Source organism: Gordonia insulae (genome assembly GCF_003855095.1).
GTDB lineage: Bacteria > Actinomycetota > Actinomycetes > Mycobacteriales > Mycobacteriaceae > Gordonia > Gordonia insulae.
Window position 1 is genome coordinate 536,943 of the sequence record NZ_CP033972.1, and the last position, 23,137, is coordinate 560,079.

Below are 23,137 nucleotides of genomic sequence, written 5' to 3' on the forward strand. Positions count from 1 at the left end.
GCCATCTGTGTGTCCTCGGCTCGGTGGGTTGGGGAGCGCGGCTCAGCGGAGCGTCGCGAGTACCTCGCGCGCTGCTCGTTGACCCGAGCGGACGGCGCCGTCCATGTAACCGGTCCAGTAGTCGGCGGTCTCGGTGCCCGCCCAGTGGATCGGACCGACCGGATCGCGGAGCGCCGGACCATATCTGGTGAGCGTTCCCGGGCGGCTGACGGCCACCGGGCCACCCCGCGACCACTCCTCGAGATCCCACTTGAAGATCCCGTGGTCGACGAAGTCGCGCGCTTCCGGCCCGAAGTAGTCGACGAAGTTGGCGATGCATTCGCGCACGATCTGACTCTCGGGCGCACGGTCGAGGCGACGCATGGCGTCGGCCGAGATGAAGCCCATCAGGATGTGGCGATCCTCGGCGTAACTCTCGAAGGTCACGTCGATCGGACGGCCGTTCCCGATGACCTGCCCGGAGAATCCCTTGTCCCGCCAGAACGGTCGGCGGTAGATGGCGGCGAACTTGCTGACCGCACCCATGTGGTACCCCCGCGTCAGCGCGACGCGCGCCGCAGGCAGCCCCGGCCGGTAGCTGATCTGGCCGGCGATCGCGGGCGACATCGCGACGATGACCTTGCGGGCGCGAAAAGTCCCGGCGTCGCTGGTGACCGCGGCGGTCCCGCCCGTGTGGTCGATGGCCCGGACCGGCGCGCCGTACACCACCCGCGGCCCGAGCGCCGCCGCCATGCGCAGGGGGATGAGCGCGGCACCGCCCTCGAACAAGCTCTCCTGCGCTCCGCCGTCGGTGCTGAGGAGCCTGATGAGGGTGCCGGGGTTGCTCTCGTCACCCGATGCGGCGATGTAGTTGATGAAGTAGAGCGCGGACACCTCGTCCGGGCGCACCGACAGCGGCGCCGACATCGCGATACTCGTCAACATCCGTGCGGTCGGGTCCGAGGTCACCGCGTCGGTGTACTGCTTCCAGGTGACGGAGTCGAGATACCGAGCGTTCGGATGCTTCCACGCCTCGCCGACCGGGAAGGGGAGCAGCGCCTCGGCCTGAGCGCGAGCGAGCGCGGGGAGGGCCTGCAACGTCGAGAGCTCCGCGGGCAGTGGCAGCGCGGCCGGCATCCGGGTCGCCCGGTCGGTGTTCCAGAAGACACTGTCGCCCTGGTTGTAGGTCCGGATCGTGCGCACGTCGTACTCACGCGCGAGTGCCGCGATGTGGTTCTGTGTCGGTCCGATGAACTCGGCGCCCGCGTCGAGTGTGGCGCCGACTCTCGGTGAGGTGATGTTGTGCACGCGCCCCCCGGCGCGGTGACGTGCTTCGAGGACCACGACGGAGGCGCCGGCCGCAGCCAACTGTTTGGCCGCGGCGAGACCGGACAGTCCGCCTCCGACCACCACGGCGTCGACGATCTCCGACGGTGCAGCGCCCGCGCGGCCGGGGCCGCCGAGTGCGGCGGCGCCGACCGCCAGGCCCGCGACCCCCAGCGACCCGCCGAGGAAGCTACGGCGTGAAACCCCTTGACCCATGGACGCATCCGTTCTCTGACGGCTGCCGTTCCCCCGAAGTGACATGAGAGGAAAGGTAGCTCCGACATGTTTAGGTCATTTGACCTGAAGTAACGGCAGAGTAACAGGTCGTGTGGCGTGTGTCTCCATCCGTGCGGTTGTGGTGGTGAATCACCGAGGGCGTCGACAAAGATCAACCCCTGATCGGGCCACGTGTTCGACGAGACATCGAACGCGCGGCCGAGCAGGGGTGGGTCACCAACGGATCGGGGGTGCGGTCAGCGCACAAGCCCCAGACGGTTCACTTGTACTTCTTGATGATCTTCGCGGCTTCGTCGGCGTCGACGTTCTTGGCGATGAGCTTGGCGTTCTTCGCCTTTCGGATGGAGTACTTGCCATCCTTCTTGGCGGCGGCGACGTGCAGGCCGACCTTCTTGGCCGCCTTGTTCAGATCCTCGAGCATGCGCGGGATGGTACGGGATGGAGATGAACAACAGGCGTCGCGATGCTCCCGGGGCTCACCCGTCGGCGTCGGTGCTGTGCCTGCGGATCGCCTCCACCAGGTCGTCGACCGCGGCGGGTGTGGTCGCGAACGATGTGACGAGGCGTGCGACCCCGGGTATCGGATGGCCATGGTGGAACACGAATCCGTCGTCGCGCACGCCCTCGACGACCCGGTCGGGCAGTGCGCAGAACACCATGTTCGCGCCCCCGCCGCCGTGGACCCGGACGTTCGGCGTCGCCCGCAGGCCCGCATCGAGCCGGGCGGCCATGGCGTTCGCGTGCCGTGCGTTGCGCAACCACAGTCCATCTGTCAGGTAGGCATCGAGCTGAGCCGACTGAAACCGCATCTTCGAGGTGAGCTGGCCCGCGCGCTTGACCCGGAAGGACAACTCGGTGTGCAGGTCGGGGTCGAAGGAGATGACCGCATCGGTGGTCAGGCCGCCGTTCTTCGTCACGCCGAACGAGAGGATGTCGATCCCTGCGCGCCAGGTCATCTCGGCAGGCGTCAGATCAAGGGAGGCAAGAGCATTGGCGAAACGCGCACCGTCCATGTGCACGCGCAGACCGGCGTCGTGCGCGATCGAGGTGAGCGCGCTCAATTCGTCGAGTGTGTAGACCGAACCCGTCTCGGTCGCCTGCGTGATGCTCAGCACCTGAGGTTGGGTGCTGTGGACGTTCCCGACACCGACGCGAGCGGCGCGAATCAGTTCGTCGGCGTCGATCTTCCCGTCCGGGCCGTCCAGCGGTATCAGTTTGCCGCCGGCGGTGAAGAACTCCGGTGCACCGCACTCATCGGTGAAGACATGACTCTCGCGATGGCAGAGGACCGAGCCCCACGGGCGCACCAGCGCGGCCAGTGCCAGTCCGTTGGCCGCCGATCCCGTCGACACGCAGTGGACATCCACGTCATGCTCGAAGACGTCGGCGACGCGCGTCCGCGCAGCCGCACTGAACCCGTCGTCGCCGTAGGCCAGGTGCCCGCCGCGGGCTGCCCGGCCCACCGCGTCGATGATCTCGTCCGATGCGCCGACTCCGTTGTCGCTGGCAAACATTCGATCGACCGCGTCGCCGATCGACATGGCATCCGATTCAGGCATGCCGCCCAGTGTAGGCGCGGATCACGCCGTGAGGTCGCCGTCGATGTAGCGCTGCGGATTCGGGGCGATGGCGTCGACCGCCCGCTGCGCAGCAGTTGGTCCTCGTCGTGGTGCCGAGCCGGGAGACGCCCATCAGGCTGCGCTCGACGATGAGCCCGGAGCTTCTCCCGCGTCGCCTCCTGGTGGGCGACCTTCGCGAACCCGCAGCCGCGAGTGGTGGCGAGATCGTGCCCGTCGACATCCCGCTGGTTCCGCGGGGACGCTGCACGGTCCATTGGGGTGCCGGGCGGGACTCCCGGTTGTCGGTGCACGTCGTCGAACGCTGACGAGAGGTCGGGATCGGGCGAGAAAGCGAGAAGGTCGGAGGCTGGTGCCTCCGACCTTCTCGTCGTCGGGGTGGATGACGGGACTCGAACCCGCGACAGCCAGGATCACAACCTGGTGCTCTACCAACTGAACTACATCCACCATCGGCGTCCGTCACCCAGGCGTGTGCACCGGGTCCCAGAGCCAGGGTCATACTCTAGCCGGTCGGGTGGCCCGAACTCCAATCGGTTCGGGTTTCGCGTGTTCACGCAGGTCCGAGGTCCTTGACGATGGTCGCGAGGTCGTCGACGTCCGGGCCGGGCAGGGGTACGAACGCCGCCGCGCGGTAGTACTTCAGCTCGCGGATGGACTCACGGATGTCGGCCAGCGCGCGGTGGGCGAGGCCTTTCTCGGGCTGTCCGAAGTAGATCTTGGGATACCAGCGTCGGCACAGTTCCTTGATGGAGCTCACGTCGACCATCCGATAGTGCAGGTACGCGTCGAGTTCTGGCATGTCGCGCGCGAGGAAGCCCCGGTCGGTGGCGATCGAGTTGCCGGCGAGCGGCACCGCTCCTGCGGTGGTGACCTGCGTACGGATGTAGTCGAGTACCTGCTTCTCCGCCTCGGCGATGGTCACCGTGGATGCGCGGACTTCGTCGGTGAGACCCGATGCCGCGTGCATCTTGGTGACCACGTCGGGCATCGCCGCGAGGTCGTCGTCGGACGCGTGGATGACGATGTCCACACCGTCACCGAGGACATTGAGCTCGCTGTCGGTGACGAGCGCGGCGATCTCGATCAATTTGTCCGATTCGAGACGGAGGCCGGTCATCTCGCAATCGATCCACACAAGTTTGTCCTGCACCCGGTCAACCTTAGGGCATGTCCACGACATCCCACCGGCACATCCCTGGGTCGGCAGCGCCTCCCGACGTGCGGCGACGGCTATTGTTTGCGGTGGTACACGAGCCCGACACGACCGTGGACGAGAGGACAGCTCCTGTGACCGATCCCGCCGCCGCCGCGACCACCATCGCCGCCGGATACGACTTCGACACGACATCGCTCGAACTGGGGGCGGTGTCGGTCGACGGACAGGTCGATCCCGCCGCGAGAGTCCGGATCCCGTTGTCGATGATGAACCGGCACGGCCTCGTCGCCGGCGCGACGGGCACAGGTAAGACGAAGTCGTTGCAGCTCATCGCCGAACAGCTCTCGGCCAACGGCGTCCCGGTGATCATGGCCGACATCAAGGGCGATCTCTCCGGTCTGAGTCGGTCGGGCACGGCCAACGACAAGATCACCGACCGTGCGGCCCAGACCGGTGACGACTGGCAGCCGGCGTCCTATCCGGTCGAGTTCGTCTCTCTGGGCGCCGAGGGTATCGGTGTCCCGATCCGCGCGACGATCACCTCGTTCGGCCCGATTCTGTTGAGCAAGGTGTTGGGGCTCAACGCGACCCAGGAGTCGACGCTGGGTCTGATCTTCCATTGGGCCGACCAGCGGGGTCTGCCGTTGCTGGATCTCAAGGATCTGCGGTCGGTGATCGCGTACCTGACCAGTGATGAGGGCAAGCCCGAGTTGAAGGGGATCGGCGGTGTCTCCACGCAGACCGCCGGCGTCATCCTGCGCGCGCTGACCAATCTCGAGGCCGACGGTGGCGACACGTTCTTCGGCGAGCCCGAGGTGGAGCCCGCCGACCTGCTGCGCCTCGCGTCGGATGGACGCGGGATCATCACCCTGTTCGAACTCGGCGCACAGTCGACGCGGCCGGCCTTGTTCTCCACGTTCCTGATGTGGATACTGGCCGATCTCTTCGAGTTCCTGCCCGAGGTCGGCGACCTCGACAAGCCGAAGCTGGTCTTCATCTTCGACGAGGCGCACCTGCTGTTCGACGACGCGTCGAAGGCATTCAAAGAGCAGGTCGAACAGACCGTGAAGCTCATCCGGTCCAAGGGGGTCGGTGTCTTCTTCTGTTCGCAGCTGCCCACCGACATCCCGAACGAGGTGCTCTCGCAACTGGGGGCACGTATCCAACATGCATTGCGTGCGTTCACCCCCGACGACCAGAAGGCGTTGTCGAAGACCGTCAAGACCTACCCGGTCTCCGACGTCTACAAGCTCGACCAGGTGCTCACGTCGCTGGGCACCGGCGAGGCCGTCGTCACCGTGCTGTCCGAGCGGGGCGCCCCGACGCCGGTGGCCTGGACGGTGGTCCGCGCTCCGAGGTCGTCGATGGAAGCTGTTGGCGCGGAGGGGATCACCGCTGCCGCGAAGACCAGTCCGCTGTTCGCGAAGTACGGTCAGACGATCGACCGTGAATCGGCGTACGAGAAGCTCGCGGCGAACACCCTCGCCCCGGACGAGCCCGCGGACGCGCCCGCGCCGCCGCCACCCGTGCCCGCTCCGGCTCCGACCCCGACCCCGGCGCCTGCGCCGGAGCAGCCGGGAATGCTCACCGAGGTGCTGACCAGCAAGCCGATGCAGAGCTTCCTGCGGTCCGCTGCATCGGCCGCCGGACGCGAGTTCAGCCGGGCGATCTTCGGGACCGGGCGCCGTCGGCGCCGCTGACGGGTCCGCCCCGGCGGTTCGGACGACTCAGTCGCCGCCGAGCTTGCGGTAGAAGGTACCGACTATCGGTGCGACGACGGCTCGCGGACTGTACCCACCGGCCACCGACATCGCCTTCGACAGGGTGCCGGGAACAACCCGCATCTTGTTGTGCTCCAACGCATCCACGCTCATCTCGGCGACCTTGGCGCTGGAGTGCCAGAGGAAGTCGGGAACCATGCGGTCGACGATCGACGCGTCCTCGGGTGCCGGGGTGGTGGTACGAACCGGGCCCGGTGCCAGCAAGGTCACGTGTACACCCTGCGCCCCGACCTCACCGCGCAGGGATTCGCTGAAGGTGTTCACGAAGGCCTTGGTGGCCGCGTAGGTGGCGTTGTGCGGAATCGGCATGTTGCCGGCCGCGGATCCCACCATCAGGATGCCGCCCGAACCGCGGTGCACCATCTCGGGTAGCACCGCGAGTGTGAGGTCATGGACGGCGTTCACGTTCAGTCGGACCTGCGCACGTTCGTACTCCGGGTCGAGCTCGCTGACCGGTCCGAATGTCGCGATCCCGGCGTTGTTGCACAGGACCGAGATCTCGCGATCGGCGAGCTCGGCGCACAGCACCTCGACGGCGGCGGGTTCCGACAGGTCCACCGCCCGCACCTCGGCGTGGACGCCGTGGCGATCCCGGATGCGGGCGGCGAGATCCTCGAGGATGTCTCCGCGGCGCGCCACCAGGATCAGCGAATGCCCGCGGGCGGCGAGCTCCCAGGCCAGTGCCATACCGATCCCCGATGATGCACCGGTGACGACGGCGCGGGCCGACTCGGTCGGCGATGGAATACCCATGCCGGCAATCCTAGTCGGCCCGCCTCGGCGTCAGAGGATGCCCGCGGCCACCTCGGTGCCCTGTCGGATCGCGCGCTTGGCGTCGAGCTCGGCGGCGAGGTCGGCACCACCGATGACGTGGGTGGTGACGCCGGCGACGGTCAACGGATCGACGAGTTCGCGCACCGATTCCTGGCCCGCGCACACCACGACGTTGTCGACCTCGAGCAACCGGGTCTCGGTGACCGCGCCGGTCTCGTCATGGAAGCTCAGATGCAGTCCCCGGTCGTCGATCTTGTCGTAGGTGGCGCCGGAGATCTGTTCGACGCCCTTCATCTTGACTGTCGCGCGGTGCACCCAGCCGGTGGTCTTTCCGAGCGTCTTGCCCTGCCGGCCTGCCTTGCGCTGAACCAGGAAGACCTCGCGGATTGCCGGCAGGGGACGGGGTTTGGTGACGAAGCCGGGCTTGGACAGGTCTTCGCTGACACCCCATTCCTGCTCCCACTCCTTGAGGTTCAGCGTGGGCGATTCGTCGACGGTGAGGAACTCCGTGACGTCGAATCCGATGCCGCCCGCGCCGATCACGGCGACACGCTTGCCGATCTCACGGTGGCCGAGCACGGCGTCGGCGTAGGACATGACCATCGGATGGTCGATCCCGGGGATCGTGGGCATGCGCGGGGTGACGCCGGTCGCGACGATCACCTCGTCGAACTTCGCGTCGACGATGTCCTCGGCGGTGATCCGGGTGTTCAGGTGCACCGTGACACCGGTGACCTCGAGCTGGCGGGTGAAGTACCGAATGGTCTCGTTGAACTCCTCCTTGCCGGGAATCCTTGCGGCGATGGAGAACTGGCCGCCGATGTGTTCGCCCGCCTCGTAGAGGTGGACGCGGTGCCCGCGCTGCGCGGCCGACACCGCGGCCGAGAGACCGGCCGGTCCCGCACCCACCACGGCGACCCGCTTGGCGCGTCGGGTGGCGCCGAGTGTCAGCGTGGTCTCGCGGCCGGCGCGCGGGTTGAGCAGGCAGGAGACCTTCTTGCCGACGAATGCGTGGTCGAGGCAGGCCTGGTTGCAGCCGATGCAGGTGTTGATCTCGTCCGAGCGGCCGGAGGCGGCCTTGTCGGCGAAATCGGGGTCGGAGAGCAGCGGACGGGCCATCGAGATGGCATCGACCTTGCCGCGCTCCAGGATCTCCTCGGCGATCTCCGGAGTGTTGATGCGATTGCTGGCGATCAGCGGGATCGACACCTCGTCGCGCAGTCGTTCGGTGAACTTGACGAAGGCGGCGCGCGGCACCGACGTCACGATGGTCGGCACTCCGGCCTCGTGCCAGCCGATGTCGGTGTTGATCGCATCCACGCCGTATTCCTCGGCCTTGCGCGCCATCAGGGCGATCTCGTCCCAGGTCTGGCCCTTGCGGACGAAGTCGGCGATCGACTGACGCAGGATCACCGGGAAGTCGCGCGGCACCTGGCGGCGGATCTCCTTGATGATCTCGACCAGGAAGCGCTGCCGGTTCTCGGTGGACCCACCCCACTTGTCGGTGCGGTCGTTGGTGTGCGGGCAGAGGAACTGATTGATCAGATAGCCCTCGCCGCCCATGATCTCGATGGCGTCGTAGCCGGCCTTGCGGGCGAGTTTGGCGGAGCGGCCGAACGAGCGGATGACATGACGGATGATCTGCTCGGTCATCTTGAGGTGTTTGAACGGATGGATCGGTGACGGTTCGGAGCCCGCGGCGACCTTCAGGGGCGTGTAGCCGTAGCGGCCGGCATGGATGAGCTGCATCGCGATCTTGCCGTCCTCGCGGTGCACAGCACGTGTGATCCGTTGGTGGCGTTTGACATCGGCGAGATTGGTCATCTTGCCGGCGAAGGGGAGCAGCAGTCCGGACCGTGAGGTCCCGAATCCGCCGGTGATGATGAGACCGACGCCGCCGCGCGCCCGCTCGGCGTAGTAGGCGGCGAGCTTGTCGGTGTCCCAGAGGCGATCTTCGAGGCCGGTGTGCATCGACCCCATGATCAGCCGGTTCTTCAGGGTGGTGCCGCCGAGCTGCATCGGCTCGAAGAGTAGCGGGTAGTGAGGATTCGGTGCGGCCGTGTGGGCTGACATGGCGGACCTTTCGGATCGTGGTGGGTGGACCGGGAATGCGTCAGGTGGACTGGGGCGAGCGAGACGACGGGGTGTCCGACAGCTCTCGTTCGAGTGCGACGATGACCTCGTCGCACCATTCGATGAAGCCTGCTTCTTGGCGGATTCCGCCTCGGAGCACCAGATACTGGTGCAGCCTGCGGCCGGTCAACGTCTCCGGCTCCGGATAGCTCTCCTGAAAGCGCGTGAACAGGGTGAGTTGCGCGAGGTGTTCGTCGCGATGGGCCTTGAGTTCGCCGATGATCGCGGCCAGGTCCCCGAACTCGGCGGCTCGTAGCTTGACGCCGAGGTCGCTGCGCAGAGGCTGCATGGGCGTCGGGCTGATGGCCCACTCCGACAGGACCTTTCGCCCTTCGGTGGAGATCGTGTAGACCTTCTTGTCCGGCCGGCCGTCCTGACTCACCGATTCGAAACTGACGAGACCGTCGGTGTGCAACTTCTTCAGGGTGCGGTAGATCTGCTGATGCGTCGCAGACCAGAAATAGCCGATGGACCGATCGAACTGCCGACCGATCTCGTACCCCGTTCCCGGACGTTCGGCCAGCGACACGAGAATCGCATGCTCGAGTGCCATGTGGCGAAAATACCATTGCACTGACGCACTATGCAACTGAGTTCATATGCACCTGTGTGCGTATCAGCGAGTCGGGCCGCGGTGGTCACACCAGTGCGTCGTCTCGGCTGTGCAGTCGACCGTCGCGGAGTTCCAGTACGGTGTCGGCGACCTGCATGACTCGTGGGTCGTGGGTGATCAGCAGAGTGGAACGGCCACGGGCGAGCCGCCGGAGTGGTGCGAGGATCCGTTGCGCGGTCGCGTCGTCGAGCCCGGACGTGGGTTCGTCGAGGACCAGGACGGGGGTGTCGCGCAGGATGGCGCGGGCCATCGCGATGCGCTGACGTTGTCCGCCGGACAGGGTGAGGCCGTCCTCGCCGAGGATGCTGTCGTAACGGTCGGGTAGATCGTCGATGAATGCGTCGGCGTCGGCGGCGATCGCCGCGTTGATGATCTCCGCGCGCGTCGCGTTCGGGCACCCGTAGGCGATGTTGTCCGCGACGGAGGCCGCCTTGATCACCGGGTGCTGCGGCAACAAGGTCAGGTGGTCGCGGATCGATCGACCCGTGAGGGCGGTGAAGTCGTTGTCCCCGAAGGTGATCTGTCCGGAGTCGGGTCGGTCGAACCGGCACAGTAATGCGGCCAGGGTGGACTTGCCGGCGCCGCTCGCACCGACGAGCGCGGTGATCTCACCGGGGTGCAGATCGAGCGAGACGTCGTCGAGAACGGTGAGATCGCCCCGCCGCAGCGAGACGCCGCGCACCGACAGCGTGTGGTCGGGTCCGTCGTGGTCGATGGCGTCGTCGCGGTCGGCGTCGGTGGGTGCGATGTCGAGGAGTTCGACGATGCGTTCGGCACTGACCCCCGCCGAAGCGAGGGACAGGCGCACCTCGGCGAGTTCCTGCATCTTGGGATACAGCATGCCGAGGTATCCGGTGAGTGCGAGCAGCTCGCCGACGCTGAGCGCGCCGTGTCGCACCTGCCAGACCCCGGCGACCGCGATGGCCAAGGTGACCACGACCTGGCCGAAGCCCATGACGGCACCGAACCCCGCCTCGATCCTGGTCTGCGACATGCGTGCACCGAGCCAGGTCACTCCGTGTCGGTGCAGGCGCGCGTGTTCCCGATCCTGCTGGTTGTAGGCGACCGCCGTCTCGTGGCCGCTGAGTGCGGTCTGGACGGCGATCGCGATGTCGGCGTTGGCGATCCGCTCGTCACGGGTGACCAGTGTCTGTCGACGGCCGTAGTACGCGGAGATCGCCCACAGCAGTGGGACTGCGGCGATCGCGACGAGGGCGACCTGCCAACTCATGATGAAGGCGGCGACGACGAGTCCGATGGTGTTGGCCACGGCGACCACGAACTGCATGACGCCGGAGCCGACCAGGTACTCGACGGCCTCGAGGTCGCTGGAGTGCCGGGTGACGAGATCGCCCAAACCGAACCGGCGGTGGATCACCGGGTTCAGGCGTTGGACATGGGCGAACAGCGAGTCCCTGAGCCGGAGCACGACACGTTCGGAGATGGCGATCGAGGTCACCTGGCCGTAGTAGTCGGCCGCGGTCGAGATGGCGGTGATGAGCAGCCACAGCACGGCCAGCCTGGCGAACTGCAGGGTGCTGTCGGCCGTCAGGGCGCCGTCGATCACGTCGGAGAGCACGAAGATCGCCACGATCTCGCAGCCGGTGGCGACGAGCAGCAGTGTTGCGGCCATGGCGAATCGAGCGCCCTCACCCCGGAGGGCGGGGACGAAGCGGCGGAAGGCGTCGCGTGCGGTCATCGTGCAATCCGATCGATCACGTGCATCGTTCCGGGCCCGCACGGGTGTGCGTGCGGCCCCGGAACGTCACGGGTGGTGGTCAGGGACGGGCTGTGCTCAGAACCAGGCCCAATCCCACCGGTGCAGACGCCGGTTCCAGATACGGCGGCGACGACGCTGCCGCGGCGGCGCGGGGTGCTGCTGCTCGCGACGGGGGCCGTTGTTACCGGGCTGAGGTCCTGGCTGTCCTGGCATGGATGTTCTCCCTTGTGTTCGGGTCGGCGGCGATGCCGACCTGACGAAAGCTATTGCCGCTTCCTTCAGGTGGGCTGCCGCGCGGCTGGGAGAACGCTGTCAGCGGCCGCATCGGTGGTGCCACGACTCGGCGGCGCCACCTCGCGGAAACGCGAAAAGCGGCGCGCGATGCATCAGACTGACACCCATGGCGACACCGGAAACGCGATCGGGTGGATTCTTGTCCTGGCGGAAGGTCGACGGGGCCAAGGTCGACGGGGGAGGGGTCATCGCGCCGGACGAACGACTGAGCTGGCCGCGGACCGTCGGGATCGGACTGCAGCATGTGGTGGCGATGTTCGGCGCGACCTTTCTGGTCCCCGTCCTCACCGGCTTCCCGCCGGCGACCACGTTGCTGTTCTCCGGGATCGGCACACTGCTCTTCCTGCTGATCACGCGGAATCGGTTGCCCAGCTACCTGGGTTCGAGCTTCGCGATCATCGCACCGGTGCTGGCGGCCACGGCCTCCGACGGGCAGTCGGCGGCGCTGGGCGGCATCGTCGTGGTGGGCGCGCTGCTCATCGTGATCGGGGCCATCGCGCATTTCGCCGGGATCGGCTGGATCGAGGTCCTCATGCCGCCGGTGGTGACCGGAACCATCGTCGCGCTCATCGGGTTGAACCTCGCGCCGACCGCGAAGACGAACTTCGAGAAGGACCCCGTCATCGCGACCATCGTGCTGGTGCTGCTCGTGGCATCGGTGGTGGCATTCCGTGGCCTCCTGGGCCGTCTCGCGATCTTCCTCAGCGTGATCGCGGGGTACGTGATCTCACTGATCTTCGACAAGGTCGACACGAGCGGGATCGGTGACGCCGCATGGGTCGGTTTCCCCGAATTCCACACGCCGACATTCCATCTGTCGGTGATCCCGATGTTCCTCCCGGTCGTCCTGGTGTTGCTGGTGGAGAACATCGGCCACGTGAAATCGGTCGCGACCATGACCGGGAAGAACTACGACCGGCGGATCGGGCGGGCGTTGGCGGCCGACGGTCTGGCGACCGTGTTGGCCGGCAGCGGCGGCGGCTCGGCGACGACGACCTATGCGGAGAACATCGGCGTCATGGCCGCGACGAAGGTGTACTCGACTGCGGCGTACTGGATCGCGGGTGTGGTGGCGGTCCTGCTCGGGCTGTCACCGAAGGTCGGTGCGGTGATCGCCGCGGTTCCGCCCGGCGTGCTCGGCGGGGTCACCACCGCCCTCTACGGCTTGGTCGGCATCCTGGGTGTGCACATCTGGGTGACCAATCGGGTGGACTTCGGCAAGCCGGTCAACCAGTTCACCGCGGCGATCCCACTGGTGATCGGCATCGCCGACTTCACCTGGGTCATCGGCGATCTGAACTTCGGTGGGATAGCCCTCGGTGCGTTCGCCGCCCTGGCGATCTATCACGCCATGACCACGATCGGCCGCTGGCGGGGGACGGTGCAGCCCGAATCCCGCCCGGGACACGACGACACGCGGAACGTCCCGTGAGCTGACGGGGGCGTCCCGCGCGAGGTCGAACGTCAGTCGTCGTTGCCGGGCAGGCCGTAGATGAAACCGAACCCGATGATCACGCACGACACCAAGGCCACTGCCGGCATCACCCACATGAAGTCATCCATGCGCGGAATGCTACGAGGGTGCGGCCGCGAATATCGGGTTTCGGCAACGGCGCCCGACCTTCGGCGACACGGGTTCGACAGCGGTAGCGTCGCGGGGCATGAGCGACGACGAGGTCGAGGTCAGTGCCCTGGCGATCAACGTCACCATCCCGGAACATCTCCGCTGGACCGATCAGCGCCGTGACGTCGAGTTCCGGCTCACCACCCTGAACGTCCGCATGCTGCCCGACGGGCGGCTCGCGGCGAAGGCCTATGGCCGTCCCACGGGCGGTGGACGGGGTGCGTACACGTCGTTCCGGGTGCCCGACGAACCCGAGATCATCGAGCTGATCGAGCGGGCGGCCGGCCGGGCCGGGACACTGTGGTCGGGTCATCGAGGGCTCGGGTGACACGGCGTCGTTCACTCCGGCCGGAGGACGGCACGGGTCTCACGGTGCCCCCGGCAGGACTCGAACCTGCGACCTAGAGATTAGAAGGCTCTTGCTCTATCCACCTGAGCTACGGAGGCGTGCACCGCTCGGGGCGGCAGCGTGGGCGAGTATATCCCGTCCTACAGTGGTTCCATGACCAGCGCTTCGCCGACCGCCCCGGCCGAGCCCGGGCGGGACATCATGCGCGAGCAGCGCGGTGCCGTGGCGGGCCTGTCGTGGGCTCTCGGCTGGGTCGGTGCGATCGTCGCGATCGTGGTGACCGCGCTCTCCGCGGCGTCGGCGGTCACCCTGGCCGGCGTCCCCGACCCCGGGTGGATCACCACCTACGGACTCCCAACGGTCACCGCCGTCGGTGAGGTCAGCGCCGCGATCGCGCTGGGCTCCGCCGTCTTCGCGGCCTTCTTCGTCCCCCCGCAGAAAGACGGCGTCCTCGACGTCGGCGGATACCGGGCGATCCGGATCGCTGCGACCGCGTCGCTGACCTGGTGCATCTGCGCGATCCTGCTGATCCCGTTGTCGGTGTCCAACGTCAGCGGGCAGCCGCTGTCCGCGTCGCTGAAACCGTCGAACCTCGTGAACGCCTACTCCCAGGTCGCCGATGCGCGAACGTGGCTCTGGACGGCGATCTTCGCGATCGCCGCCGCGGCGGCCGCGCGGGTGATCATGCGCTGGGGCTGGACGATCGGCGTGGTGGGCCTGCTGGTCCTGAGTCTCATGCCGATGGCGCTCGCCGGACATTCGTCGACCGGCGGCAATCACGACGTGGCCACAAACAGCCTGATCCTGCACATCGTCGGGGCGACGCTCTGGATGGGTGGACTGTTCGCCGTCGTCACCTACGCGCTGGCCGACGGCCGGTGGCGCACGCTCGCCGTACGTCGGTTCTCCCGGATCGCGTTCTGGTGCATCATCGTCGTCGGCATCAGCGGCGTCATCAATGCGCTGGTGCGGGTCCCGATCGGGGACCTCTTCACCGAGACCTACGGGCGGTTGGTGGTCGCCAAGGTCGTCGCGTTGGTGATTCTCGGGTCGCTGGGCGCCTGGCACCGGCGGGTCACCATCGCCCGCCTCGACGGCGATTCCGCGGAACGGTCGACGTTCGTCCGGTTCGGCATCATCGAGTCCCTGGTGTTCGCGGCGACCTTCGGGCTCGCCGTCGGTCTGTCGCGAACGCCGCCCCCCGCCGGGGAGAGCGCGGACATCTCGGCAGTCGAGTCGCAGATCGGCTATCGCCTCGATGCGCCGCCGACATTCGGACGGATCCTCGCCGACTGGCGGTTCGACCTCATCTTCGGCACTCTCGCGATCGTCCTGGCTGTCGTCTACCTGCGCGGAGTCGTGCGGTTGCGGCGCCGTGGCGACGACTGGCCGGTCGGTCGCACCGTGGCCTGGATCCTGGGCTGCGTCCTGCTGTTGTTCGCGACGTCGTCGGGATTGGGTCGCTACTCGCCGGCGATGTTCAGCATCCACATGATCTCCCACATGCTGATGTCGATGATGATCCCCGTGCTGCTCGTGCTCGGCGGACCCGTCACGCTCGCCCTCCGCGCCCTGCCACCGGCCGGTCGGGACAATCCACCGGGCCCCCGGGAGTGGATCCAGACGGCGATCCACAGTGCGCCGTCGAGGTTCCTGACCCATCCGGCGATCGCGGCGGTGCTGTTCGTGGGGAGCTTCTACCTGCTCTACCTCGGTGGCCTGTTCGAGACGGTGGTGCCGTACCACGCGGCGCATCTGCTGATGAACATCCACTTCCTGCTCAGCGGCTACCTGTTCTACTGGCTGGTGATCGGCATCGACCCCGCGCCACGACAGGTCTCACCGGTGGCCAAACTCGGCATCGTGTGGGGTTCGCTGCCGTTCCATGCCTTCTTCGGCGTGGCGCTGATGATGACGAGTGCCGTCATCGCCGAGGGCTACTACCGGAGCCTGAATCTGCCCTGGAATCTCGATCTGTTCGCCGACCAGCGAGTGGGCGGCGGGATCGCGTGGGCGGCCGGCGAGGTCCCGCTGGTGGTGATCATGCTGGCCCTGTTGGTGCAGTGGCGGCGCCAGGACGAGAAGCAGGCGCGACGTTACGACCGGCGTGCGGTCCGCGACCACGACGCGGACCTCGAGAACTACAACGACATGCTCAAGGAACTCAACAGGCACAGGTGATCGTGTGCGGATCGCCGGAGTTGTCCACAGATCCGTCGCCGCACCGTTCGTACCGCCGATCCTCCCCGATGCTGACAGCAGCCACGACAATCCGTGGCCAGGGAGCACCGAGGAGCTGAGCATGTACGAGACCTACACCACAGTGATCGGCACAGTCGTGTCCGAACCGCGCCGCCGAGAGACCGCAGCGGGGGAGGAGGTGATCTCGTTCCGCGTGGCCTGCAACTCGCGGCGTATCGACAAGCGCAGTCAGGAATGGATCGACGGTCCGACCCTGTATCTCACCGTGAGCTGCTGGCGGCGCCTGCTCACCGGCGTCGGACTCGCGATCGCCAAGGGGCGCCCGGTCATCGCGCACGGGCAGATCAAGACGAACGAGTACGTCAGCGGGGACGGGGAGCGGCGCGCGGATCTCGAGATGACCGCGACCGCCGTCGGCCTGGACCTGAGCCGTTGCGTGGTCAGCTATCAGGGGACCGCGGGCCCGGCGGCCCGGGCGCATGTGGCCGTCGTCGAGGGGTCGGCGGCACTCGAGGAATCCGCGGCCTGACCGGTCGAGGCGACAGATGACGGCAAACGTCACGATCTCCGATACGTTCGCCGTCATCTGCGCGCGGCCCCGGTCGACGTTCCACCCGTCGGCCGGTCGACGGGCGTCCCGACTACAGTGGATTCCGAAGAATCGGGTCGACCGGTGAACGACGGGTCCCGGTAATCAGAACGCCAAACGCAGTTGAGTAGGGGTACAAGTGGCTGAGTTCATCTACACGATGAAGAAGGTGCGGAAGGCACACGGCGACAAGGTCATCCTCGATGACGTCACCATGTCGTTCTATCCCGGCGCCAAGATCGGTGTCGTGGGGCCCAACGGCGCGGGCAAGTCGTCGATCCTGAAGATCATGGCCGGTATCGATCAGCCGTCCAACGGCGATGCCTTCCTCGATCCCGACGCGACGGTCGGCATCCTCCTGCAGGAGCCGCCGCTCAACGAGGAGAAGACGGTCAAGGAGAACGTCGAGGAGGGGATGGGCGAGATCAAGGTCAAGCTCGACCGCTTCAACGAGATCGCCGAGCTGCTCGCCACCGACTACTCCGACGAACTCATGGAGGAGATGGGCAAGCTCCAGGAGGACCTCGACAACAACGATGCCTGGGACCTCGACTCCCAGCTCGAACAGGCGATGGATGCCCTGCGCTGCCCGCCGGGCGACTCGCCGGTCACCCACCTCTCCGGTGGTGAGCGTCGACGTGTCGCTCTGTGCAAGCTGCTGCTGCAGAAGCCCGACCTGCTGCTGCTCGACGAGCCGACCAACCACCTCGACGCCGAGAGCGTCCTCTGGCTCGAGCAGTTCCTCGCGAGCTACCCGGGTGCCGTGCTCGCCGTGACCCACGACCGATACTTCCTCGATCATGTCGCCGGCTGGATCTGCGAGGTCGACCGCGGCAAGTTGATCCCCTACGAGGGCAACTACTCGACCTACCTGGAGAAGAAGGCCGAACGCCTCGAGGTCCAGGGCAAGAAGGATCAGAAGCTGCAGCGCCGGCTCAAGGAAGAGCTGGCCTGGGTCCGTTCGGGAGCCAAGGCGCGCCAGACCAAGAACAAGGCCCGACTCGCCCGCTACGAGGAGATGGCCACCGAGGCCGAGAAGACCCGCAAGCTCGACTTCGAGGAGATCCAGATCCCGACCCCGCCGCGACTGGGCGACATCGTGGTCGAGGTGAACAACCTGGACAAGGGCTTCGACGGCCGTGTGCTGATCAAGGATCTGTCCTTCACGCTCCCGCGCAACGGCATCGTCGGCGTGATCGGCCCCAACGGCGTCGGCAAGACGACGCTGTTCAAGACGATCGTCGGGCTCGAGGAGCCGGACTCCGGCACGGTCAAGGTCGGCGACACCGTCAAGCTGAGCTATGTCGATCAGAACCGCTCGAACATCGACCCCAAGAAGAACGTCTGGGAGGTCGTGTCCGACGGTCTGGACTTCATCGAGGTCGGCCAGAACGAGATGCCGTCACGCGCATACGTCAGCGCGTTCGGCTTCAAGGGGCCAGACCAGCAGAAGCGCGCCGAGGTGCTGTCCGGTGGTGAGCGCAACCGCCTGAACCTGGCGCTGACCCTCAAAGAGGGTGGCAACCTGATCCTGCTGGACGAGCCGACCAACGATCTCGACGTCGAGACCCTCGGTTCGCTGGAGAACGCACTGGAGACGTTCCCCGGGTGTGCGGTGGTCATCTCGCACGACCGGTGGTTCCTCGACCGCACCTGTACCCACATCCTGGCGTGGGAGGGCAACGTCGCCGAAGGGCAGTGGTTCTGGTTCGAGGGCAACTTCGAGGCCTACGAGGCCAACAAGGTCGAGCGTCTCGGCGCCGACGCCGCCCGCCCGCACCGGGTGACGCACCGCAAGCTCACCCGCGACTGACGCGGGTCGGACACGCGGGGCGAACCCCGACCACGCGCGCCTGCCGATCACTACCATCGCAGGGGAGGGGCACACTCAGGAGACTCCGGGTCCCTGTCCCTCCCGCGATGGGGTGAATACGGTTGTCGGACATGACATCGCTTCTGCCACAAGCGATTGCGCGATACTTCAGCTCGTCGTCGGCGGCTGTGCCCGACGTCGAGGAGCTACCTGATCCGGCGGAGATCGATGCCGACGACGTGGCACATGTGCGGCGCCACCTGGAGGTCGCCCACCGGCGGGACCCGGGCCGGCGGATCGTCGAGGTCGTGGCCACCGATTCGGGTGGGATCGAGGTCGTCGCGGTCAACGACGACATGCCCCTGCTCGTCGAGGCCGTCTTGGCAACCGTGGAGGCCCACGACCTGACGGTGAGCCGGATCGACCATCCGGTGGTGCCGGTCATCCGCTCCGGCGACGGCACCCTGGTGGACTTCGGTGACGACGCGGAGTCGACCGCCGTCGAATCGTGGATCTTCGTCGTGGCACTGTCCAGCCAACCCGACTTCGACGTCGAAGCGCTGCGCGCGGGTCTTGCCGAGGTCGTCGCCCGGGTCGCCGACGTCGACCGTGACGTCGCGGCGATGCGCAGCAGGCTGACCGATCTCGCGGCCGAGTGCGCCGCTCCGCTCACCACCGCGGCCGGACTGCTCGCCGGCGACCGCCAGGAGTACGGCCGCCTGCTCGACTGGTTCGCGGGCAACCACTTCCTGCCGCTCGGCTACACCCACGTCTCCGTCGACGGCTCCGTCACGGACGAGCGGCTGGGTGTGTGGCGGACGGAGACCGTGTCGTCGGCGTTCCCGGTCGTCGCCGAATCACCCCTGCTCCCACTCGTCTCGCGGGTCTACCTCGAGACCGGAATCCAACGATCCGATTTCCCCACCCTCCTGCAGATCCCGGCCTTCGACGCCGACGGTGGACACATCGGCGAGCATCGTTTCCTCGGTGCGTTCACCTCGTCGGGTCTGCATCAGACCGTGCTCGAGGTCCCCGTGCTGCGCGCCAAGGTGCAGGGCGTCCTCAGCCGGGCCAACGTCGACGCGGACTCCTTCGCCGGGCAGTCCATGCTCGAACTCCTGCAGAACTACCCGCTGGTGGAGATGTTCGCCGCGAGTGACGCCGAGCTGGGTCGGCGGGTCGCGCAGATGCTCGATGCGGTCGCCACCCGCTCTCTGCGGCTGTTCGTCCGCGCGAATCCCGACGGTCAGATGGCCGCCGCTCTGGTCTATCTGCCCCGCGACCGCTACAACACACAATCGCGACTGACGCTGCAGGCCGAACTCCTCGAGCAGCTGGGTGGCACGGCCATCGAGTACACCGCGCGGGTCAGCGAGATGCCGCTGGCCCTGCTGCAGGTGCTGGTGCGGGTGGACTCCGAGGCCGCTCGCTCGCTGGGATCGCTGGACACCGGCAGTGACCGGCACGAGGCAATGCAGGCACTGCTGGCCGACTCCATCCGCAGTTGGGACGAGCGGGTGCGCGAGCTCGGTCACGCGATGGCGGCCGACGGGCCGGCGACCCGGCCCGCAGGCGGTGTGGACGCCCTCCTGCGCATGCTGCCGTCGCTTCCCGAGGACTACAAGGAACAGCGCACACCGCGCGCGGCACTCGCCGACCTCGTCCATGTGACCCAGCTGGAATCCGGTGGGGTCACGGTGACACTGAGCAGGTTCGTCGACGATCCGGCCGAGGCGGACCGCCCCACCGTCGGCGGGATCGCCGATGACGTCGCGAACCGCGAACTCGCCGGCGAGCGATGGAATTTCACCCTCTATCTGTGCGGCGCCGCGGCGACGCTCACCGATGTGCTGCCGGTCTTGCACAGCCTGGGCCTCGACGTCCTGGACGAGCACCCGTATCACCTTGTCCGCGCCGACGGGATATCTTGCTGGGCTTACGAATTCGGAGTCACTCTGACCGAGGGGATGTCGGTCGATCATGAGCGGATCGGTGATCTCGAGAGCCGCTTCACCGATGCGTTCCGGCAGATCTGGCGGCGTAACGCCGAGGTGGACGCCTTCAACGAACTCGTCATCCGCTGTGGCCTCGACTGGCGATCGGCCGCGATGTTACGGGCCTACGGCAGGTACCTGCGCCAATGTGGATTCTCCTACACCACCAGCCATGTGGCGGCCGTCCTCGGGGAGTACCGGTCGGTGACCCAGGGTCTCGTCGACCTCTTCGCGGCGTCCTTCGACCCGGACCAGGCCGACGACGAGCAGCGCGAACGAGTCCTGACCCGACTGCGCCGCGAGGTCGGCAAGGTCATCAGCCTCGATGCCGATCGCATCCTGTCCGCGTTCGCCGCGGTGATCACGGCCACGTCGCGGACCAACTTCTATGTCACCGGCCACGACGGCGACCGTCGACCGGTGATCTCCGTCAAGCTCCGACCGCAGGAGATCCCGCAGGCGCCGCAACCCAGGCCGCTGCACGAGATCTTCGTCTACTCACCACGGATCGAGGGGGTGCACCTGCGTTTCGGCATGGTGGCGCGAGGCGGCCTGCGCTGGTCGGATCGGCGTGAGGACTTCCGCACCGAGATCCTCGGCCTGGTCAAGGCGCAGGCGGTCAAGAATGCGGTCATCGTGCCGGTCGGCGCGAAGGGCGGATTCATCGTCAAACGGCCACCGGCCGCGACCGGTGATCCCGCGGCCGACCGCGACGCGCAGCGTGCCGAGGGCGTCGAATGCTATCGCGCATTCATCGCCGGCCTGCTCGACGTCACCGACAACATCGACCGACAGAACGGCACGGTCATCCCGGCGCGATCGGTGGTGCGTCGTGACGGCGACGATCCGTATCTGGTCGTGGCCGCCGACAAGGGTACGGCGTCGTTCTCCGACATCGCCAACGACGTTGCCGCACAGTACGGATTCTGGCTCGGCGACGGATTCGCTTCCGGCGGATCGGCCGGCTACGACCACAAGTCGATGGGCATCACGGCCCGGGGGGCATGGGAGTCGGTGAAGCGCCACTTCCGGGAGATGGGTGTGGACACCCAATCGCAGGACTTCACCGTCGTCGGCGTCGGCGACATGAGCGGCGACGTCTTCGGCAACGGCATGCTGCTGTCCGAACACATCAGGCTGGTCGCTGCCTTCGACCATCGCCATGTCTTCGTCGACCCGACGCCCGATGCGGCCGAGTCGTATCGGGAGCGCGCCCGGTTGTTCGGCCTGCCCCGATCGTCGTGGGCGGACTACGACACGTCGCTGATCAGCCCGGGCGGCGGCGTGTGGGCCCGTGACCGGAAGTCGATCCCGATCAGCGATGAGATGCGTGGCGCGCTCGGGTTGCCCGATGACGTCACCGCGCTCTCGCCACCCGACCTCATCCGCGCGGTGCTGCTGGCACCGGTCGACCTCCTCTGGAACGGCGGCATCGGCACCTACGTCAAGGCGTCGACCGAGTCCGACGCCGAGGTCGGCGACAAGGCCAACGACGCGATCCGGGTGAACGGAAACGAGTTGCGGGCCAAGGTCATCGGTGAGGGCGGCAACCTGGGCGCGACCGAACGCGGTCGTATCGAGTTCGATTTGTCCGGTGGCCGGGTCAACACCGACGCGATGGACAACTCGGCCGGCGTCGACTGCTCCGACCACGAGGTCAACATCAAGATCCTGCTCGACGCCGCGGTGTCGTCAGGCGATGTGGCGGTACAGGACCGCAACCCACTGCTCGAGTCGATGACCGACGAGGTCGCCGATCTCGTTCTGGCCGACAATATCTCGCAGAACTCCGAGCTCGGATTCTGCCGCACCTACGCCCAGGACCGGGTCGACGTGCATGTCCGCCAACTGGCCGACCTCTCCCGATCGCACGGCGTGGACCTGCGACTCGAGGCGCTGCCCGCGCCGGCCGAACTCCGCAAGCGATTCCACGGCGAGCTGCACCGGGGTCTGACGTCGCCGGAACTCGCCACCTTGATGGCGCACGTGAAACTGGCGACCAAATCCGACCTCCTCTCGACCGATCTGCCTGACAACGAGGTCTTCGACGAGCGACTCGCCGGTTATTTCCCGGTCCCACTCCGCGCGCGGCTCGGCGCCGGTATCCGCGGGCACCGGCTGCGTCGGGAGATCGTCACCACCACACTGGTCAACGACGTGATCGACAAGGCCGGGACCACCCACCTCTTCCGTCTGGGCGAGGGGACCGGCGCGTCGACCGAGGAGGGAGTGCGCGCCTACGTGGTGGCCGGGGCGGTGTTCGGCATGGACGACCTGTTCGAGCGCGTCCTGCATGCGCCGGCGCCGGTCGCCGCGGTCGACGAGATGATGCTCTACGCTCGGCGACTGCTGTTCCGTGCGTCCCGATGGCTGCTCGCGTTCCGGCCGCAACCGCTGGCCATGGCTGCCGAGATCACCCGCTACGGCGAGCGGGTGGGGGAGCTGACGGCATTGCTGGACAGCTGGTTCGGCGCGAGTTCCGCGCGTGACGTCGACCAGCGGGTGCAGCACTATCAGGCGGCGGGGGTGCCGCAGGATCTCGCGCACGACGTCGCGGTGAGTCTGCACCGGTTCTGCCTGCTCGACATCATCGACGCGGCCGAGATCGCCGATCGTGATCCCGTCGAGGTCGGCGAACTCTACTTCGCGTTGATGGAGCACTTCGGCCTCGAAGATCTGCTGACCGCGGTCTCCGAGCTCGACTACGGCGACCGGTGGCATGCGCTGGCGCGCTTGGCACTCCGCGACGACATGCACGGTGCGCTGCGCGCGTTGACGCTCAAGATCCTGGAGATCGGCGAACCCGACGAGTCCGCGGCCGAGAAGATCGACGAGTGGGAGTTCTCCCATTCGTCGCGACTCTCCCGGGTGCGCACGATGCTCACCGACATCAACGAATCCGGGACTCTCGATCTGGCCACGCTGTCGGTGGCCGCCCGCCAGTTGCGCAGCGTGATCCGCTGACCGCCGACG

16 protein-coding genes and 2 tRNA genes are annotated in these 23,137 nt (G+C 67.2%); 8 read left to right on the forward strand and 10 right to left on the reverse strand.

What is annotated here, in order from left to right:
* Positions 1-42 precede the first annotated feature (42 nt).
* The 3 genes from D7316_RS02540 to D7316_RS02545 all read right to left on the reverse strand — a co-directional run bounded on the left by D7316_RS02540 (position 43) and on the right by D7316_RS02545 (position 3,101).
* Entirely contained in the window at positions 43-1,521 is a 1,479-nt protein-coding gene (locus D7316_RS02540; protein ID WP_124706902.1) for a flavin monoamine oxidase family protein, read from the reverse strand.
* A 280-nt stretch (positions 1,522-1,801) separates the two neighbouring features.
* Entirely contained in the window at positions 1,802-1,963 is a 162-nt protein-coding gene (locus tag D7316_RS27055) for a hypothetical protein (protein ID WP_164473716.1), read from the reverse strand.
* A 55-nt stretch (positions 1,964-2,018) separates the two neighbouring features.
* Positions 2,019-3,101, reverse strand: a complete 1,083-nt coding sequence (locus D7316_RS02545) for a threonine aldolase family protein (protein WP_232016731.1) — start codon at positions 3,099-3,101, stop codon at positions 2,019-2,021.
* Positions 3,102-3,250: 149 nt separating this feature from the next.
* Between D7316_RS02545 and D7316_RS27060 the strand changes: the two genes are divergently transcribed.
* Positions 3,251-3,427, forward strand: coding sequence for a hypothetical protein (locus D7316_RS27060; RefSeq protein WP_164473717.1), 177 nt, complete (start codon positions 3,251-3,253; stop codon positions 3,425-3,427).
* A gap of 69 nt (positions 3,428-3,496) precedes the next feature.
* On the opposite strand, the gene D7316_RS02550 is transcribed toward D7316_RS27060, so the two are convergent.
* Positions 3,497-3,569 (reverse strand) — tRNA-His (locus D7316_RS02550).
* Between the two features lie 103 nt (positions 3,570-3,672).
* Positions 3,673-4,272 (reverse strand): oligoribonuclease, encoded by a 600-nt coding sequence (orn, locus tag D7316_RS02555; protein WP_124706903.1) that lies wholly within the window; start codon positions 4,270-4,272, stop codon positions 3,673-3,675.
* A gap of 137 nt (positions 4,273-4,409) precedes the next feature.
* Between orn and D7316_RS02560 the strand changes: the two genes are divergently transcribed.
* Positions 4,410-5,978 (forward strand): helicase HerA-like domain-containing protein, encoded by a 1,569-nt coding sequence (locus tag D7316_RS02560; protein WP_124706904.1) that lies wholly within the window; start codon positions 4,410-4,412, stop codon positions 5,976-5,978.
* Positions 5,979-6,005: 27 nt separating this feature from the next.
* On the opposite strand, the gene cmrA is transcribed toward D7316_RS02560, so the two are convergent.
* The 4 genes from cmrA to D7316_RS02580 form a co-directional block, all read right to left on the reverse strand.
* A complete protein-coding gene (gene cmrA / locus D7316_RS02565; RefSeq protein WP_124706905.1) occupies positions 6,006-6,812 on the reverse strand; it encodes a mycolate reductase in 807 nt (268 codons plus the stop codon).
* A gap of 30 nt (positions 6,813-6,842) precedes the next feature.
* Complete coding sequence (locus D7316_RS02570; protein WP_124706906.1) at positions 6,843-8,906, reverse strand: NADPH-dependent 2,4-dienoyl-CoA reductase; 2,064 nt, start codon at positions 8,904-8,906, stop codon at positions 6,843-6,845.
* Positions 8,907-8,946: 40 nt separating this feature from the next.
* Positions 8,947-9,519 (reverse strand): PadR family transcriptional regulator, encoded by a 573-nt coding sequence (locus tag D7316_RS02575; RefSeq protein WP_124706907.1) that lies wholly within the window; start codon positions 9,517-9,519, stop codon positions 8,947-8,949.
* Positions 9,520-9,604: 85 nt separating this feature from the next.
* Positions 9,605-11,278 carry an ABC transporter ATP-binding protein gene (locus D7316_RS02580; RefSeq protein WP_124706908.1) on the reverse strand — a complete coding sequence of 558 codons (1,674 nt, stop codon included), beginning with the start codon at positions 11,276-11,278 and terminating at the stop codon, positions 9,605-9,607.
* A 421-nt stretch (positions 11,279-11,699) separates the two neighbouring features.
* On the opposite strand from D7316_RS02580, the gene D7316_RS02585 reads away from it, so the two are divergent.
* Together D7316_RS02585 and D7316_RS02590 are read left to right on the forward strand one after the other, a co-directional pair.
* Positions 11,700-13,025 (forward strand): uracil-xanthine permease family protein, encoded by a 1,326-nt coding sequence (locus tag D7316_RS02585; protein ID WP_124706909.1) that lies wholly within the window; start codon positions 11,700-11,702, stop codon positions 13,023-13,025.
* A 229-nt stretch (positions 13,026-13,254) separates the two neighbouring features.
* Entirely contained in the window at positions 13,255-13,545 is a 291-nt protein-coding gene (locus D7316_RS02590) for a hypothetical protein (protein ID WP_124706910.1), read from the forward strand.
* Positions 13,546-13,590: 45 nt separating this feature from the next.
* On the opposite strand, the gene D7316_RS02595 is transcribed toward D7316_RS02590, so the two are convergent.
* Positions 13,591-13,664 (reverse strand) — tRNA-Arg (locus D7316_RS02595).
* Between the two features lie 55 nt (positions 13,665-13,719).
* On the opposite strand from D7316_RS02595, the gene D7316_RS02600 reads away from it, so the two are divergent.
* The 4 genes from D7316_RS02600 to D7316_RS02615 all read left to right on the forward strand — a co-directional run bounded on the left by D7316_RS02600 (position 13,720) and on the right by D7316_RS02615 (position 23,128).
* Positions 13,720-15,747, forward strand: coding sequence for a cytochrome c oxidase assembly protein (locus D7316_RS02600; protein WP_124706911.1), 2,028 nt, complete (start codon positions 13,720-13,722; stop codon positions 15,745-15,747).
* 121 nt (positions 15,748-15,868) lie between these two features.
* Positions 15,869-16,297 carry a single-stranded DNA-binding protein gene (locus tag D7316_RS02605; RefSeq protein ID WP_124706912.1) on the forward strand — a complete coding sequence of 143 codons (429 nt, stop codon included), beginning with the start codon at positions 15,869-15,871 and terminating at the stop codon, positions 16,295-16,297.
* A 199-nt stretch (positions 16,298-16,496) separates the two neighbouring features.
* Positions 16,497-18,170 carry an energy-dependent translational throttle protein EttA gene (gene ettA / locus D7316_RS02610; RefSeq protein WP_124706913.1) on the forward strand — a complete coding sequence of 558 codons (1,674 nt, stop codon included), beginning with the start codon at positions 16,497-16,499 and terminating at the stop codon, positions 18,168-18,170.
* A 131-nt stretch (positions 18,171-18,301) separates the two neighbouring features.
* The gene (locus D7316_RS02615) at positions 18,302-23,128 is read left to right on the forward strand and encodes an NAD-glutamate dehydrogenase (RefSeq protein WP_124706914.1); all 4,827 of its coding nucleotides are present in this window, start codon (positions 18,302-18,304) and stop codon (positions 23,126-23,128) included.
* Positions 23,129-23,137 lie beyond the last annotated feature (9 nt).

Bases quoted from the DNA above. Each gene is read 5' to 3' on its own strand.
- D7316_RS02540 (WP_124706902.1), bottom strand. From the start codon at position 1,521: ATGGGTCAAGGGGTTTCACGCCGTAGCTTCCTCGGCGGGTCGCTGGGG.
- D7316_RS27055 (WP_164473716.1), bottom strand. From the start codon at position 1,963: ATGCTCGAGGATCTGAACAAGGCGGCCAAGAAGGTCGGCCTGCACGTC.
- D7316_RS02545 (WP_232016731.1), bottom strand. From the start codon at position 3,101: ATGCCTGAATCGGATGCCATGTCGATCGGCGACGCGGTCGATCGAATG.
- D7316_RS27060 (WP_164473717.1), top strand. From the start codon at position 3,251: ATGAGCCCGGAGCTTCTCCCGCGTCGCCTCCTGGTGGGCGACCTTCGC.
- cmrA (WP_124706905.1), bottom strand. From the start codon at position 6,812: ATGGGTATTCCATCGCCGACCGAGTCGGCCCGCGCCGTCGTCACCGGT.
- D7316_RS02570 (WP_124706906.1), bottom strand. From the start codon at position 8,906: ATGTCAGCCCACACGGCCGCACCGAATCCTCACTACCCGCTACTCTTC.
- D7316_RS02575 (WP_124706907.1), bottom strand. From the start codon at position 9,519: ATGGCACTCGAGCATGCGATTCTCGTGTCGCTGGCCGAACGTCCGGGA.
- D7316_RS02580 (WP_124706908.1), bottom strand. From the start codon at position 11,278: ATGACCGCACGCGACGCCTTCCGCCGCTTCGTCCCCGCCCTCCGGGGT.
- D7316_RS02585 (WP_124706909.1), top strand. From the start codon at position 11,700: ATGGCGACACCGGAAACGCGATCGGGTGGATTCTTGTCCTGGCGGAAG.
- D7316_RS02590 (WP_124706910.1), top strand. From the start codon at position 13,255: ATGAGCGACGACGAGGTCGAGGTCAGTGCCCTGGCGATCAACGTCACC.
- D7316_RS02600 (WP_124706911.1), top strand. From the start codon at position 13,720: ATGACCAGCGCTTCGCCGACCGCCCCGGCCGAGCCCGGGCGGGACATC.
- D7316_RS02605 (WP_124706912.1), top strand. From the start codon at position 15,869: ATGTACGAGACCTACACCACAGTGATCGGCACAGTCGTGTCCGAACCG.
- D7316_RS02615 (WP_124706914.1), top strand. From the start codon at position 18,302: ATGACATCGCTTCTGCCACAAGCGATTGCGCGATACTTCAGCTCGTCG.